We start from the raw sequence: 15,267 nt of genomic DNA, 5'->3' as shown, positions 1-15,267 counted from the left end.
ATCTCGGTTTGGACCGGTCACTGTCCTGTTCTGTCCGGTAAAGACCAAAAAGTGTATGAAAGGAACAATTAATATAATATGACCTGGAAATACCGCTGAATCTGGTGCAGTATATTGCTGGTAGTGACTAACTTTAAGGAAAGGTAACCGTTGGAAATTAAGGCGTATGGGACGAACTTTACCAATATTTTGGTTGATATTAACACTGCTACTTGGGCTAACGCCGTTAGTCAGAGCCAATCATATTGTCGGCGGGGAGTTGCAGATGCTCCGGGTGGGAAATACCAACACTTACCAGATCCGGCTGATCCAATTTTGGGACAGCAACAATCTTGTTATCCCTACTGTGAATACAGGTGGTAACCGGGACGAATCAGCCGACATTTACTTCTACGAGAAACGCACGAACCAGCTTATGGGCAGTCTTAAAGTGCGGCTTCAATCCACCAATGCAATTGCCTACCAAAATAAAGCCTGTGCAAGCAGCCGATCGCTTAACACCAGCGTGGGCGTTTACAGCGGACAAATAACGCTTGATCCCAACCAGTACAGCGACGATGAAGGTTACTACATCGCGTGGGAACGCTGTTGCAGAAATGGCGATATCAATAATATAGTGGGGCCGGGAGATAATGGGATGGTATTTTATCTTGAATTTCCACCCTTGCAAATCACCAACTCCGCTCCTGCTTTCGTTGAACCGAACGGGCAGTACATTTGCGCCAACGCGCCATTCAGTATGAACATGAGCGCAATCGACAAGGAAGGCGACGAGCTCCGGTTTTCGCTGGTAGTGCCCTGGCGCGGCTCTACCACGGGAAGTTCGCCTTTCGGAAATGCTGCTGCGAGGAGCCCCTACCCGCCTGTAACCTGGGTCGACGGCATTTCGCTTTCCAATGTTATTCCCGGGCCGCAGCCACTGCACATCGACAATGCGGGCAAGCTGACGGTGAACGCCAACCGTACCGGGCTGTACGTTTTTGCAATACAGTGCGAAGAGTACAGAAATGGCAAGCGGATTGGTCTGGTAAGAAGGGATTTTCAGCTACTGGTGATCGACTGCAACAATGATCTACCAACACCGCCGGTGATTACAATGGGATCTGCTCCGGTGGAAGAAGTCTTGTTTTGTCCTGACGGGCCTATCGAGCTGAATACCGAAAGTTCGGCGGATTGGTCGTATCAATGGCAGCTGAACGGGCTCAACATTCCCGGCGCTACCGGGCCGAGCATGATGGTAAGAGATTCAGGAAACTACACCGTTGTGAAAAGCTATACCCGCATTTGTTCCAGGGATACCAGCTCGCTTGCGGTCAGGGTTCGTTATGCTGCACCTATTGAAGCCAAACTTACGGCAGATGCGCCGACTTTCTGTAAGGGCTCTTCCATCTCTATGTATGCCAATGGAGGGAATGTGGCCGCGGATCAGGTGCTTGCGTGGAGAAAAGAAAATGCGCCTCTCGCCGGAACCAATGCAACCATTGAGATTTCAGAGCCGGGTACCTATTCTGTTGAGATAACGAATGGGATTAAAGGTTGTCGGGGAAGGGATACGATGATGGTAACGCAGGAGGAAGTTAAAGTGACGATGCCGGCTTCCAAAATGATGACGAAAGGGTCACGGTCAAACCTGCGTCCCGTAATCTCGCCACCGCAGCCTGGCGCTACTTTTGAGTGGGGACCAGCCTACGAAATACTCTCGGGAAATAGCGATGAGACAGCGATTGTTTCGCCACTTGTAGATACAACTTATACCGTTACGGTAACCAGTGCTTCGGGCTGTACTTACCAGGCCAGTACGTACATCAATGTAATCGAACAAATGTACATTCCAACTGCATTCTCGCCGGACGGAGACGGTAACAATGATACTTTCGAGATTAAGAATGCGCGCGATCAGATCGTTGAAGTCCGCATTTACAACAGATGGGGCGAGGTGATCCACCTGTCAAAAGGCTACGAAAAACCCTGGAATGGTCAGTACAAGGGTGCCGCCGCTCCTTCCGGCAGCTATCCTTATGTAATCAAGACTTTCGATCAGGAGGTAGAAGGTACCGTACTTCTGCTGAAATGACAGTAAACCTCTGACTTACTTCTCTTGGAACTCCTTGAATGTCCCGTCCGTGTAAAAAATTATAATCCGATCCACGCGTTTTTCAGATAGAGCAGCTATTGTTTTCGGCTCTTCTACCATTCTCTCCTGAGGCTGCGCTGAAACAGCAGTCTCTTTCTTTATCCTTGGTGCAGGTTGTTCAGGTGCTGATTGTGGCAGCTCATTTTCATCGAGAATCCACTCTAATCCTAAGTCAGGATATCGTTTAACAATCTTCTGTACCATTTCCAGACTCGGTTTATTGCGTCCGGCCAGTATATGCGACATGCTGGAACGCTGTACCCCAATTTCATCTGCGAATATGGAGGGTGAGAGTGCCTTGTCGGCAAGTATTTTTTTAATCTTATCGCTTAATGTCATTTGTAAAATCGGCTAAAAGCTTAACTGTTACAAATGTAATTTACAAGCCGCAACTCTACAACTAAACTAAATAATACAAATGTAAATTATCGGTATTAATATTGTAAATCCTGTGATTCACAAATATAGACTGAGCAATAGTGATAGTAACGCGAACATCTTTGAAGTGTGAACACAAAAAAATACGGCACCGTGGCGGCACCGTATTTCATATTCGTCTGGTAAGTTCAGTTAGATAGCTACCTGATTTTCTCTTAATGCGTCGTTCAGAGACGTTTTCAAGTCTGTGCTGGCCTTTCTCTTTCCAATGATCAATGCACATGGAACGTGATAGGTACCTGCTGCAAACTCTTTCGGCAATGTTCCGGGAATTACAACAGAGTCTTCGGGAACAAATCCTTTATATTCAACTGGTTCGCTGCCAGTAACGTCGATGATCTTCGAGCTGCCGGTAATTGTCACACCAGCACCCAGTACAGCTCTCTTACCCACGTGCGCGCCTTCTACCACAATACAACGTGAGCCAATGAATGCCCCATCTTCAATAATTACTGGTGAAGCTTGTACCGGCTCCAACACCCCTCCTATTCCGACGCCACCGCTGAGGTGAACGTTTTTTCCGATCTGCGCGCAGCTTCCCACAGTCGCCCAGGTGTCGACCATTGTTCCTTCATCTATATATGCGCCAATGTTGACGTAAGAAGGCATTAGTACAACTCCCCTGGAAATGTATGCTCCGTAGCGGGCAACAGCTGGCGGAACCACGCGCACTCCGAGTTGCTCGTATCCGGTCTTTAACTTCATCTTGTCATGGTATTCGAAAATTCCCAATTCTGTTGTCTGCATTTGTTGAATTGGGAAATAAAGAATGATTGCTTTTTTTAGCGCTTGGTTAACCGTCCATGAACCGTCAGGCTGTGGCTCTGCTACGCGAAGCCTTCCCTTGTCAACTTCTTCTATAAGGTCCTTAATAAAACCCTTTGCGCTCTCCTCTTTCAAAAGTTCTCTGTTCTGCCAGTAATTCTCAATAGTCTCAGCAACTGTCATGTTAAAGTAATAGATTAATATAATATAATAAACAATTTGATAATCACTCAGTTATGAGAAAAAGCGTAATTCTATTTTTGCCGCCCCGCACTATATTTAAAAGTTTTAACTTAAACAGATAAATAACCAATTCTCATCAAGGCCTACATTGAAAGGCTTAACGAAAGTAATCATTTTAAAACAAGAACAAAACTGATTGGATGCTACTATAATTAGTAAATAAAAACTCAAACATACTAAAATGAATGGTTAGCGTGATCCAAATTTACTAATATCAGTAGTATAAACAGTTATGAGATAGCGCAGTGTTAATGCTTATTTAACCTCAATTTTCGGCCATTATCCTTTAAATACACGCCATTTTTCGTATTTTTGCCCATAATTAACCAATCAAATAAGATATGTCTACAGTTAAAGTCGCAATCAATGGTTTTGGCCGAATCGGTCGCCTCGTATACCGCCAGATCTACAATATGGAGGGTATCGAAATTGTCGCCATAAATGACCTTACCAGCCCAAAGGTTCTAGCACATCTACTTAAATACGATACAGCACAAGGACGGTTTGACGCAGAAGTTAAATCAACAGATAACTCAGTAGTTGTTAACGGCGAAAATATCGTGATCTACGCACAACGTGACCCGGCTCAAATTCCCTGGGGATCGCATGATGTAGACGTGGTTCTTGAATGTACCGGCTTCTTCACAAGCCAGGAGTCAGCAAGCGCTCACATCAAGGCTGGCGCGAAAAAAGTAGTTATCTCAGCTCCTGCTACAGGTGATCTGAAAACTATTGTTTTCAATGTAAACCACGATATTCTGGACGGTTCTGAAACCATCATCAGCGGTGCTTCTTGTACTACCAACTGTCTTGCTCCGATGGCGCAGGTTTTGGAAGAGAAATTCGGTATCGTTAATGGCTTAATGACAACAATCCACGCTTATACCAACGACCAGAATACGCAGGATGCACCACATCCAAAAGGAGATTTGAGAAGAGCGAGAGCTGCTGCTCAGAACATCGTTCCAAACAGCACAGGTGCGGCAAAAGCGATCGGTCTTGTATTGCCTTCATTGAAAGGCAAACTGGATGGTTCAGCACAACGCGTTCCTACACTGACAGGTTCTTTAACTGAATTGACAGTGGTTCTTGGAAAAGAAACAAGTGTTGAAGAAGTGAATGCAGCTATGAAAGCGGCAGCAAACGAAAGCTACGGCTACACAGAAGATGAAATCGTGAGCAGCGATATCATCGGTATCAACTACGGTTCACTTTTCGATGCGACTCAAACAAGAGTTCAAAAAGTGGGCGATACGCAGCTGGTAAGAACAGTAGCATGGTACGACAATGAAATGTCATACGTTTCTCAGCTGGTAAGAACAGTTAAATACTTCGCTGGATTGATCAACAAATAGTCTGATCAAATAATAAGCTTTGAGGCCCGCTGGAACATTCCGGCGGGCCTTTTTAATGTAATACTTCGGCTTTAATGTATTTGATCGTGTAACCTTTGCCTGTAAAGATCGTCTCGTAATGCGTCTTTACTCCATGATGATCATCCAGCAAAGTAGATTGGTACAAGTCGTCGGTATGTTCCAGGATTTTATACCTGGGAGAGTCCTTTAATGTTTCGACACTATACTCATAAAGGAAAGTACTGTCTGTTTTCAGGCAAAACAATCCACCCGGCCTGATAAATCCGGCATACTTTTCCAGGAAATTTGGGTTGGTCAATCTCTTATGCTCGTCCCTCTCGCGAACCTGCGGGTCGGGGTGGATCAACCAGATCTCACTTAATTCGTTTTCTTCAAAGAATTCATGCGAATACTGGATCCCGCCACGAAGAAAAGCCACATTTGCCAGATTAAACTCGGTGGCCATTGCACTTCCTCTCGCAATGCGGTCACCTTTGATGTCCATTCCTATGAAGTTTTTGTCCGGGAATTTCCTTCCAAGTCCTACCGTATACTCGCCTTTTCCACAAGCCAGCTCCACGACGATCGGGTTTTCATTCTTAAAGTAGCGTTTGTTCCAATTACCTTTTACTTCCTGGTAAAGCGGTTTGCCTGATTCTATTACATTATCGGCCTGCGCACTAAAATTGTAATGATATAATTTCCTTCTTGTCATTTAATTTAAACTATAATTGATCCAGATCGGCTACCACAAAAGTGCTGCCTCCCACGTAAATAATATCTTCTTTTGAGGAAGCGTCCTGTGCGGCCTTCAAAGCCTGGTTAACATCACTGTAATATGCGCCGACCAACCCGAAGCCGGCGGCCGTTTCTCTTAATTCCGCTGCATTCAACGCACGCAAATTCGACGGAGCGCAGAAGTAGTATGTAGCGGTTTTAGGGAAAAGTGACAGCATTGCAGAAATATCTTTGTCCTTTACAAAGCCAACTACAAAGCGCATTTGCGCATGTGGAAGAGATTCAAACTGCCGGATTGTATTTTCAAGTCCGCCGATGTTGTGAGCGGTATCGCAGAAAACCGCCGGTTCCGTTCCAAGTTGCTGCCAGCGTCCTTTAAGTCCTGTGAGGTTTACCACTGAGCTTAATGCAGACGCAATTGCTTCCTGACTAACGGAAAAACCGTTTTCGTTCAGAACTTTCAATGTAGTCAGAACTCCTGCCAGGTTCTTGACCTGATAAGAGCCGGTAAGGTCTAAACGCAAGCTGTCTGATTGATCTTCGCCACGATGCTTCACGCTTACAGCCAGTTTTCCATCGACAAGTCCAGCGCCTTTGACAACAAATTCCTTTTCTCCAAAACAGACAGGAGCTTGCAGTGCTTCGGCTTGTTTTAGAAACACATTACTGACACCCTCTTCCTGGTACTCACTGATCACCACAGGCACATTGTTCTTGATAATACCCGCCTTTTCACCGGCAATCTCCACAAGCGTATTCCCAAGGAATTGCGTATGATCAAGACTCACATTTGTAATCACAGAGACGACAGGCGTAATGATGTTCGTAGAATCCAGCCTCCCGCCCATTCCTACCTCAATCACAGCAACATCTACATGTTGCTGCGCAAAATAGGAAAATGCCATTGCAACAGTAACTTCAAAGAAAGAAGGACTTAATCTATCGATGTTAGATTTTATGTCACTAGTAAAATCAACAACAAATTGCTCACTGACACAAGCGCCATTAATTCTGATTCGCTCTCGGAAGTCCTTCAAATGAGGAGAAGTATATAAACCGACCTTGTACCCGGCTTGCTGCAGTACTGCTGCCAGCATGTGGGAAGTACTCCCTTTCCCATTGGTACCGCCTACATGAATAGTTGGATACTTAGTCTGAGGGTCACCCAATGATTTACAGAGCTCCTGAGTAGTACGAAGGCCCGGCTTAAAAGCACGGGCCCCAATGTTCTGAAAAACCGGTAGTTTGCTGTAAAGGAAGTCCAGCGTCTCCTGATAGTCCATTACTTATTATCTAGAACGAATTTTAAACGTGATCGTACCGACTGATTCATCAGGTACATTAGACGATTTTGGAATAAATGTTAGATCTCTAACTGCGCTTTTGTACTTGTTAACTACCGAATAGTCGGTTACTGTCGTACTCGCTGTCACGATATTTTTAACCCTGCCGTTTTTGTCAACAGTAATCTTGAAGGTAATATCGCCGGTAGCATCCGAATTATCGTCTACAACAGGTCTTCTTGCCCAGCCCCAGCCTGAGAGGTTAAGGCCCACCGCCGTGCCGCCTCCGCCGCCTTCACCTTTATAGGTCTTGGCAAACAGGCTTCCGCTCTTTGAACCTTTATCACCAATTCCATCGGCATCGTCTCCATTATTATTTCCTCCAACCCCGCTCTGCGTTCCATTGGTACCATTACTTCCGGATTTGCTTCCTGATGATTTTGAAAACAATGCATCTCTGTTGATTGCTTTTTCAGGAGCAGGCTTGGCAGCAGGCGCAGATGAATTTTCGCTTCCAGTTGATTTCTTAACGTCAGTCTTTTCAGGCGCCTCCACTGGGCTCTCGACCTTAGATGCAATTACAGGCTTTTCTGCGACCGTTTTTGTTGGCTTCGGTGATTCTATTTTAGGAGGTGTCGGTGGCGTCGGCTTCGGAGTAGCGACAGATTTTACCTTCTTCACCTCGTCGGCATCTGCGCGCATGTTCTGCGCTACCTTGCTGTCGTTCGGCTTGTTGAAAGTTTGTATATCGCCTTTCCCAACCTTGTCGGTGCCGTAGTTAACTTCTACAAACAACTCCATCGGCTCTACCTTGGGCATGGAACTGTTCAGCCGGATAAAGAAGAATAAGCCTAGCATGGCTGCGGTTATTCCAAAGGACCAGGCCCATGAAACCGCAATTCTCTGACGATCCTCAGCTTGTAATGTAATCATTGACGCTAATAGTTATTTCCTCGAAAACGTAAATTTAGGAAAATTCGTATGCAACAAAAAAGGAAGCCAGAAGCTTCCTTTTTCAATTATTTGTTTGTTTTAGGCTTAAAGACCCAGCCTTCCTGACCTATAACCGATTTCAGGCGCACAGATGCGCGGTAGGCATCCTTTTCGCTTTCGAAGCTGTCGATCGCAACCTTTACTTTGGTGCTGTATCTGTTACCGGGTATAATCAATGCATTTTCAAATCCCTTCTCCTTCAAATCAGCTAGCAGCACATTTGCTTGTCTTGGACCTTTGAATGCGCCTGCGATCACATAGAATTTAGGTGATGCAATATGAACAGCCTCAACAGGTGCAGGTGAAGGCACAGCAATGGCTGACGAATCAACCTTGGTTACTGCATTATCTTCCAATTCCAGCTTGCCTGAATCTTCTTTAACAACTACTGTCTCATTGTTCTCAACAGGTGCCGGCTCTTCAACAGTCGTTTGCTGCTCCTGTGGTACCTCGCTCCTGGAAAACATCTCCTTGAACGGGTTTAATGTACTTTGAATGTCCGAATTCTGTGAGTTAACGAAGAAGAAGCTGAGTCCGCAAAGCAATGTAACCACTGCGGCCGCAGCCCAACGTCTCCAATTAATTGACCTAACCTTTTCGTCTTCGAACTCGATTACTTCAACTTCATGTGCTGTGGCAAAGGCCTGCGCAGCTGTTTTCGTTGCAACCTGCTTGTTAAAGTGCTTTACTTTAACCTTCTCGAAGCCGTACCACTCATCTTTAAAGTACTTCTCCGTTTTTGGCTCAAATACAAGCTTTCCTTCCACATTCCTTCCGAACTCTCCAACTCCTGCTATAACAGCCTGTCCACGAGCGTCGAGCTCCTGCCGTAATTGGTCGGTGTAACCTTTAACGTAATCAACTGCCTCGGTGTGGGTGCACTTTTCCTGCCGCGAAATGTAGTTGGCAAGTAAACCGTCGTCCAGTTTAAGATATTCATTGAAAGCAAGCTTCTTGGCCGGAGGCGAAAAGAAGCCCGAATTACTGTCGTAAGCAGCCGGGATGTGGTGAGACAAAAGCGCACCGAAACCAGGGATGATTACAAATTCGTATTCGCTGATAAGTTTTCTTAATACGGTTTCAACTGCGATCATGAAGCTCTTATTGGAGTTAACCCGACGAAGTTAAAAAGAAAATGACAATCCTCCAATAAAGTTCAGGCCCTGCTGAGGGTAGTACTGATAACGCTGGTACTGCTTGCCCAACACATTGTTCAGCGCCACAAAAGCAGAGAAGTTCTTGGTTAACAGGTAGTCAATCTTGAAATTCAGATCAGCAATAACCGGCAATTTTGTTACAACACCGCTTTGAAAATTTTTCGCTTTTAAACCCCTCAAAACGTAAAAATCGGAGGTAACGAACAGCTTTTTACTTATTGTAAGCGCATTGAACCAGTTTATGGTAAGATCAGGCCGATGCCACGCATCCTCCACTTTCGACGACATTGCATAGTCGAAGAAGTTAGCTTTTAACGAGGTTTTAAATACATCATTGAAATTGTAACCCGCCTGCGCCGATATCGTCAGCACCTTCGTTTTTCCCGGATCATAAATGATCGAGAACCTGGAAGTATCCGCCAGGGAGTTGTTAAAGTTGTAGAAGTTGCGATAGCTGGTATACGCTACTTTACCTTCATAGTTAAAGCCACCGCTCACTTCGCCTTTTACGCCGGCGCTTATCTCAGATGTTTTCTCTGTATTCACAATAAGCACATTCGGACCAAGCCACTGATTTTCTGCCAGCATACTTCTTAAAGTATTTCTGACAATGTCGCCATTCCAGCCAGCAAAGATATGCAAACCCGTAAATGGAGTCACGTCCAGGTTCACAGCGGGAAAGGCTTTTGTTTTGTTGATATTCAGCTCCTCGTCTGTTTCATTAACAACGTTAAGTCCGGCCGAAACGGAATAGATATCCGTCACATACTTGAATGTAGGCTGTACCCTGAACAGGTTCCTGTTATAGGTAAGCTGATCAACCCGCTGCGAAACGAATGCGTCTGCTTCAAGCAAAGCGTAGAAACTCTCACTGATCGGCACGGATGCATTCAGTTTTGTTCCCCAGTCCAGCTCGGACGCGCTGTATCGGTCGCGCAATGTATTCAGACTCGTTTTAACCGAATAATCGACAAGAACAGAAGCATCGGTATTTTCAAAACCGAGGTTTACACCAAACTGGTTAACAGTTTGCCTGATCGTGTCACGGTCTACAACAATCCCTTCCGGTTGCGGCTGATAACCGTAGAAATAATAATTCTTGCGATCATATTCCAAACCGGCATCCATTTTATATTTACTCCGGATATACTTTCCACCGATCTTGATGTTTGTGGATGCATTACCGGAATTCTTACCATCTACCGGTCCGTTTGCTGCTGACAAATGCTTCAACTGTGTCGTAAATGCAAGATCCTCCGCTGGCCGGCCGCCTACAAAAGCTTCCCCGAGAAAACGGCCGTAGTTACCCGCGCCCAGCTTCACGTAGTTATTCAATACGTCCTTTTCATCTTTCTCCTTCTGATCGGACGTGGCGGCAACGGCGGGAGTAAGTTTAGGGGAAGAAATGTTTATCTGCGGATCAATGATCTCGTAAGACACTTTCTTCTTTCCCGTTTCACCTTTTACGGGTTGTACTTTATCAAACACCCGGTTGGCCGGAGCAAATTCAATGCTTTTCTCTTTTACAATCTCATAGGTCTGACTTTCAATCTCACCGCGCTGGGCAAGTGCCTGAGAGAACGTGAAAGCCGAAGCTATACCTGCGATAACAATTCGCGATGCTTGCGTTTTAATCATTTGTACCAATATTTTTTGTTCGACCGGAGTGGACTATTTCAGTTTCTCAATTTGGGTTAGCTTTTCTTTAGCCAGCTCTACTGCTTCTTTATCATCTGAATTTTCAATGATAGAATTCAGTGTCGCTTTTGCCTGACCAACTTCATTCAAACCGGCGTATACATCTGCCAGCAGGATGAATGACCGTGCACGCCAGTAATCGTAGCCTTCAAAGGATTTACCCATCTCAATAATGGCAGTCTCAGCCTCCTTATACTTCTTCTCCTTGAAAAGGATCATTGCTCCCCAGTAGCTTGCCTCTGCGCCAAATTCATCCTTAGAGGATTTGGAAAATTTCCGGAACTCCTCTGCTGCTTTCGTCAGATCACCTTTCTCATAAGGAACTTTACCCAGGTACAGCTGCGCCTTACCAAGCCCACCAGGAACTACATTTCCTACGTTAATCACCTCTTTGGCATAATAAAGTGTTGAATCGTAGCTTTTCAGGGTATAGTAGGTATCCATCAAACCAATCCAGGCCTGTGTCTGCTCTTTCTTATTTTCCGAGTTCCGCAACAGGATCCTGAAATTGGTAACTGCATTGTTGTAATTACCCCGTCCAATCTCCAACTCAGCCGAACGTTGCGCGGAAGCAGCCACGAAAGTTGATTTATTATCCTGAACCACTTGTCTGTACCCTTGCAATGCCTCATTTACCTGGCCAAGCTTGTCATAAGATGAAGCGATAAAGTAGTTCGCGTCAAACTTGTGCTTGCTTGCCGGGTAGCTCGACAAAAATCCTTTCAGGGCCTGGATCGCATTGTCGTACTTCTCTGCATAGTACAGGTTACGTACGTTATCGAACTCAACTTCTTCGAGCTTCTCATTGCCAGGATTGTTTTTCCGCACCACACCAAGTACCTGTGTAAACTCCTCAGGTCTGCCCACGGCCGTGTAACTTTCCTGAATACCTTCCAGCGCGCTGCTTGCAGAAGGAGACTCGGGATGTTCGGTGAGGATCTTACGGAAATCGACAATTGCCTGTTCGTATACCTGCAGGTTATAGTAAGACTGAGCCCGGCGCAGCAATGCAGCAGGGATCATCAAACTTTTAGGCTGCTCGTTGATCATGCGTGTGAAGCCTTTCACAGCCGCTGAGTAACTCTGGTTTTGAAAATCAATATCCGCCATTTGGAAGTACGCATCATCCAGGTAACGTGATGAAGGATATTGGCTGATCAGCAATTCAAATTGCTTGCGCGCCTCGGCTTCGCGGTTCATATATACATAAGCCCGTCCCTTCTGGAACATCGCATAGTCTTTGTCGACCTTTCCTTTTGAAGCAACCTGCTCATAAGTCCGTATTGCCTCATTGTAGTTCTTCGCGGCCAGGTAGCAATCCGCTAATCTTGAATGCGCATCTTCGATCATCTGCACGTCCATTCCCTCGATATTGGAAGTGAACTCCTTGAAGTAGGGTAGCGCCTGGCTGTATTTTTTCTGATTATAATAAATGTATCCCAATGCATACAAGCTCTTTCGCGCGTATATACCAGCTTTGGGATTTTTTGAAATCTGAGTGTAAAGCGCAGCTGCTTCATCCACTCTTTTCAATGCATATACTGACTCCGCTTTGTAAAACAATGCAGAATTAGAGATCTCTGGATCGATAGGTACTTTCAGGGATTTGTCAAACATGGCAATCGCCTGATCAAACTTCTCCTGATTGAAATCGGTCACTCCCTGATTAAAAGTAAGCCTCTGATAGGTGCCATTGATTTTAGCATTGCGGGAAGACAGCCCTTCAATATATTTAATAGCACCCTGACTGTTGCTTGCATTCGCATAACCTTCTGCGATCAGCTCAGTAGTTTCTTCCTTGTGTTTGCTATTTGGGAACTTAGCAAGAAAATTGGTAAACTCTTTAACCGCTTCTGCATTGTTGCCTGTTTCAAGCTGCACTTTCGCGTGGTTATAAGAAGCCTCTTCTTTTACGATGTCATTGTGATCTAACCCTGCTGCATTCCCGAAGGCTGTTAAAGCATTACTTAAAGCATTCGTCTTTAAGTAACTGATTCCCAATAAATATGAGGAGTACTGCGAAACAAAATCTTTGCCGGAACTTACGGGCTTTAAGGTAGTTATTGTAGCCTCATAGTTATTGGTCCTGAACTGCGAGTGTCCGTAATGCAGAGCAACCGCCGGTGGCATAGTACCAGCTCTCATTCTTTTGTACCGGTCGTATGCTTTGACAGCCGCAGCATAGTCGCCTTTTTCATAGTAAACTTCTGCAACGTAAAGAGCAACATCGTCCAACTTCGTATTACCTCTTTGTTGAGCAAGAATCTTTTCTCCATACTGTGTGAGCTGGTCGAACTCTTTCAGTTGATAAAGAGAAGAGATAATCCAATTGGGCGCCTCGTTTTTGTAGTAAGGATGTGTCTCTACACGCCGGAAATCTTCCAGAGCAACATCAAAGTTGTTTTTCTGATAGTTAATTACCCCGGCGTAAAATGAGGCATCTCCTGCATTTGCGAAAGACGCATCCATTTTTACCTGATTAAAAAGAGGCAATGCAAGATCGGGCTGTTGCGTGTTATAGTACGACATAGCAAGCTGGTACATGCTTTCCGTCTTCATTCCACCGCCAGTTGGCGCTTCGACCGCCTTTTCAAGGTAAGTTATTGCCTTGTCATAATTCCCTGAATTAAAATAGTAGCGTCCCAAATCTCCATAAACCCGCTGTGCTTTGGGATGTTCTGCGTGATTTTTTACAAACCGGTCTACCTGAATTTCTGCTTCCGGGTAGTTCAGATAAAGTCCCGTGACTGCGACGTAATATTCCGCAGTTACTTTGTTGTAATCACTGGTGCTCAGCAATTTGTTCTGTGAGCTCAGGAATTGGCCAAACTCCTGGCGTGCAGCCACATAGTTCGACTTTTCATAATATTCCAGACCATTCCGGAAGTGAGCTTCCGGCTCTGTTATAGTTAATGTATTCTGCGCTGACACATAAGTTGTGCCTGCACATAAAAGCAATCCGAACGCCGAGGCGCTGCGTTTTAATACCATAGAAGCTGAGTTGGTGGAGTTTTGAATGAATTTAATGCGATGGACCATATCTTTATATAAGATTACCTGAGCGCACAAATACCGCCTGAAATTGTTTGCTATCTAACGAAAAGCACATTAAAAGCGTATACGTGAACAGGTGTTGACGGGGTTACAGTACGCTAAAATACTACATTATTACGCCGTAGGGACGCGAAAAAATCCTCCTGCATGGCATCAAATTTGGACCTGACCGAATCCATGAAAACCTTATCCAAACCTGCCTCCAGCTCGTCTGCACGTTCCACTTCATATTCGTCAATCTTGTAAGTCTGCTCAAAAAGACCAGACTCAATTTTAATAATGTATTTGTTGTTCCACTGATAAAGCCCAATTTTGAACTCCGGATTTAGAATTTCCTTTATATATCTCATATGTTATTTAAAAAGCCCGAAAAAGCCTTTGCTAAGCTTCAATATTCATTAGCACTAATAATTTTAGCTGTCCTCTTTCTTCATTGTACGAGTCAGAACAAGAAAGATGCTGCTGATTTTTTCCTGAAAGCAAATCAGGCTTTGACTCAAAAGAACTATGCCGAGGCAATCAGGCTATATGATGAAGCAATCTCCAAAAATGCAGATTTTTCAGACGCATACCTCAATAAAGGAATAACTTTATTGAAAATGGGCAAGGCGGAAGAAGCCTATGAGATTTTGGCAGAAGCTACCCGCATTGATCCTACACTCGTACAGGCAAATCTCGTAAAGAGTGAAGCTGCCCTCCAACTGGGCCGGCTAACCGATGCTGTGGAGCATTTGAAGGCAATTGAAAAAGAGTACAAGGATTCTGCCCGCTTCTTTTTGATTAAAGGAGACGTGCTCGCAGCACAGGGAAATGATGTTGCCGCAATCTCCGATTATGATAAAACGATTTCTCTGGAAAAGGATAACGTAGAAGCATATGTGAATCGGGGCGCGCTTTATTATCGCATGAGGTCCTACCCTGCTGCCAAAGCTGACTTCGAGAATGCGCTTGCTCTTGACGCTGCGCATCCTCAGGCACTCAATAACCTTGGACTGATACTTTCCCGCGAGAAAAACTGGAACGCAGCCCTGGCTTGTTTTGACAAGGTGCTGGACCGGCAACCTGATGATGCGTTTGCGTTAAATAACAAAGGATATGTATTGTTGAATACAGGTTTGGCTGACAAAGGAAAGGCATTGATCGAGCGATCGCTTGAAAAGTTACCGGCTAACGGGTATGCACTACGCAACCTGGGTATTTATTATTCTCAAAAAAACGAATTCGGAGAAGCATTGAAATATTATTCCAAAGCCATTGAAATAGCAGAGCCCGTAGAAATGCTCTACGGGCTCACCGGCAATGCGTATTTTGGATTGAAGCAGTTGCCCGAAGCTTGCAGGATCTGGAAGCAGGGAATTGTACTGAAAGACGCTCTCGCTACTGAACTCGCTGCTCAGTATTGTCAGTAA

12 protein-coding genes are annotated in these 15,267 nt (G+C 45.0%); 3 read left to right on the top strand and 9 right to left on the bottom strand.

Translation table 11 applies throughout. The annotated features are described in order from the left end of the window. The first annotated feature begins 193 nt into the window (after positions 1 to 193). A complete protein-coding gene (locus ASG33_RS17885) occupies positions 194 to 2,074 on the top strand; it encodes a gliding motility-associated C-terminal domain-containing protein (RefSeq protein ID WP_229238708.1) in 1,881 nt (626 codons plus the stop codon). A gap of 15 nt (positions 2,075 to 2,089) precedes the next feature. On the opposite strand, the gene ASG33_RS17880 is transcribed toward ASG33_RS17885, so the two are convergent. Both ASG33_RS17880 and ASG33_RS17875 read right to left on the bottom strand, forming a co-directional pair. Next, the gene (locus ASG33_RS17880) at positions 2,090 to 2,473 is read right to left on the bottom strand and encodes a helix-turn-helix transcriptional regulator (protein WP_056288170.1); all 384 of its coding nucleotides are present in this window, start codon (positions 2,471 to 2,473) and stop codon (positions 2,090 to 2,092) included. A gap of 231 nt (positions 2,474 to 2,704) precedes the next feature. Then, positions 2,705 to 3,520, bottom strand: coding sequence for a 2,3,4,5-tetrahydropyridine-2,6-dicarboxylate N-succinyltransferase (locus tag ASG33_RS17875; protein WP_056288164.1), 816 nt, complete (start codon positions 3,518 to 3,520; stop codon positions 2,705 to 2,707). Between the two features lie 401 nt (positions 3,521 to 3,921). Here ASG33_RS17875 and gap point away from each other — a divergent pair, with 401 nt between their 5' ends. After that, the gene (gap, locus tag ASG33_RS17870) at positions 3,922 to 4,935 is read left to right on the top strand and encodes a type I glyceraldehyde-3-phosphate dehydrogenase (RefSeq protein ID WP_056288161.1); all 1,014 of its coding nucleotides are present in this window, start codon (positions 3,922 to 3,924) and stop codon (positions 4,933 to 4,935) included. A 52-nt stretch (positions 4,936 to 4,987) separates the two neighbouring features. Here the strand turns inward: gap and trmB are convergent, their stop codons facing one another. The 7 genes from trmB to ASG33_RS17835 form a co-directional block, all read right to left on the bottom strand. Continuing rightward, complete coding sequence (trmB, locus tag ASG33_RS17865; protein ID WP_056288158.1) at positions 4,988 to 5,650, bottom strand: tRNA (guanosine(46)-N7)-methyltransferase TrmB; 663 nt, start codon at positions 5,648 to 5,650, stop codon at positions 4,988 to 4,990. Positions 5,651 to 5,660: 10 nt separating this feature from the next. Further along, positions 5,661 to 6,956, bottom strand: a complete 1,296-nt coding sequence (locus tag ASG33_RS17860; protein ID WP_056288155.1) for a folylpolyglutamate synthase/dihydrofolate synthase family protein — start codon at positions 6,954 to 6,956, stop codon at positions 5,661 to 5,663. Positions 6,957 to 6,962: 6 nt separating this feature from the next. Then, entirely contained in the window at positions 6,963 to 7,889 is a 927-nt protein-coding gene (locus tag ASG33_RS17855) for a hypothetical protein (protein ID WP_056288151.1), read from the bottom strand. Positions 7,890 to 7,975: 86 nt separating this feature from the next. After that, on the bottom strand, positions 7,976 to 9,043 hold the full coding sequence (locus tag ASG33_RS17850) for an SPOR domain-containing protein (protein ID WP_056288147.1): 1,068 nt from the start codon (positions 9,041 to 9,043) through the stop codon (positions 7,976 to 7,978). Positions 9,044 to 9,073: 30 nt separating this feature from the next. Continuing rightward, on the bottom strand, positions 9,074 to 10,744 hold the full coding sequence (locus tag ASG33_RS17845; RefSeq protein ID WP_056288143.1) for a TonB-dependent receptor: 1,671 nt from the start codon (positions 10,742 to 10,744) through the stop codon (positions 9,074 to 9,076). 33 nt (positions 10,745 to 10,777) lie between these two features. Then, complete coding sequence (locus tag ASG33_RS17840) at positions 10,778 to 13,843, bottom strand: tetratricopeptide repeat protein (RefSeq protein ID WP_229238707.1); 3,066 nt, start codon at positions 13,841 to 13,843, stop codon at positions 10,778 to 10,780. 113 nt (positions 13,844 to 13,956) lie between these two features. Beyond that, positions 13,957 to 14,208, bottom strand: a complete 252-nt coding sequence (locus ASG33_RS17835; RefSeq protein WP_056288136.1) for a hypothetical protein — start codon at positions 14,206 to 14,208, stop codon at positions 13,957 to 13,959. Here ASG33_RS17835 and ASG33_RS17830 point away from each other — a divergent pair, their 5' ends adjacent. After that, a complete protein-coding gene (locus tag ASG33_RS17830; protein ID WP_056288133.1) occupies positions 14,209 to 15,267 on the top strand; it encodes a lipopolysaccharide assembly protein LapB in 1,059 nt (352 codons plus the stop codon). It abuts the gene before it with no gap.

Source organism: Dyadobacter sp. Leaf189, assembly GCF_001424405.1.
Taxonomy (GTDB): domain Bacteria; phylum Bacteroidota; class Bacteroidia; order Cytophagales; family Spirosomataceae; genus Dyadobacter.
The sequence above is the reverse complement of the archived record's forward strand: the minus strand, read 5'-3'. Positions and strand labels throughout refer to the sequence as shown.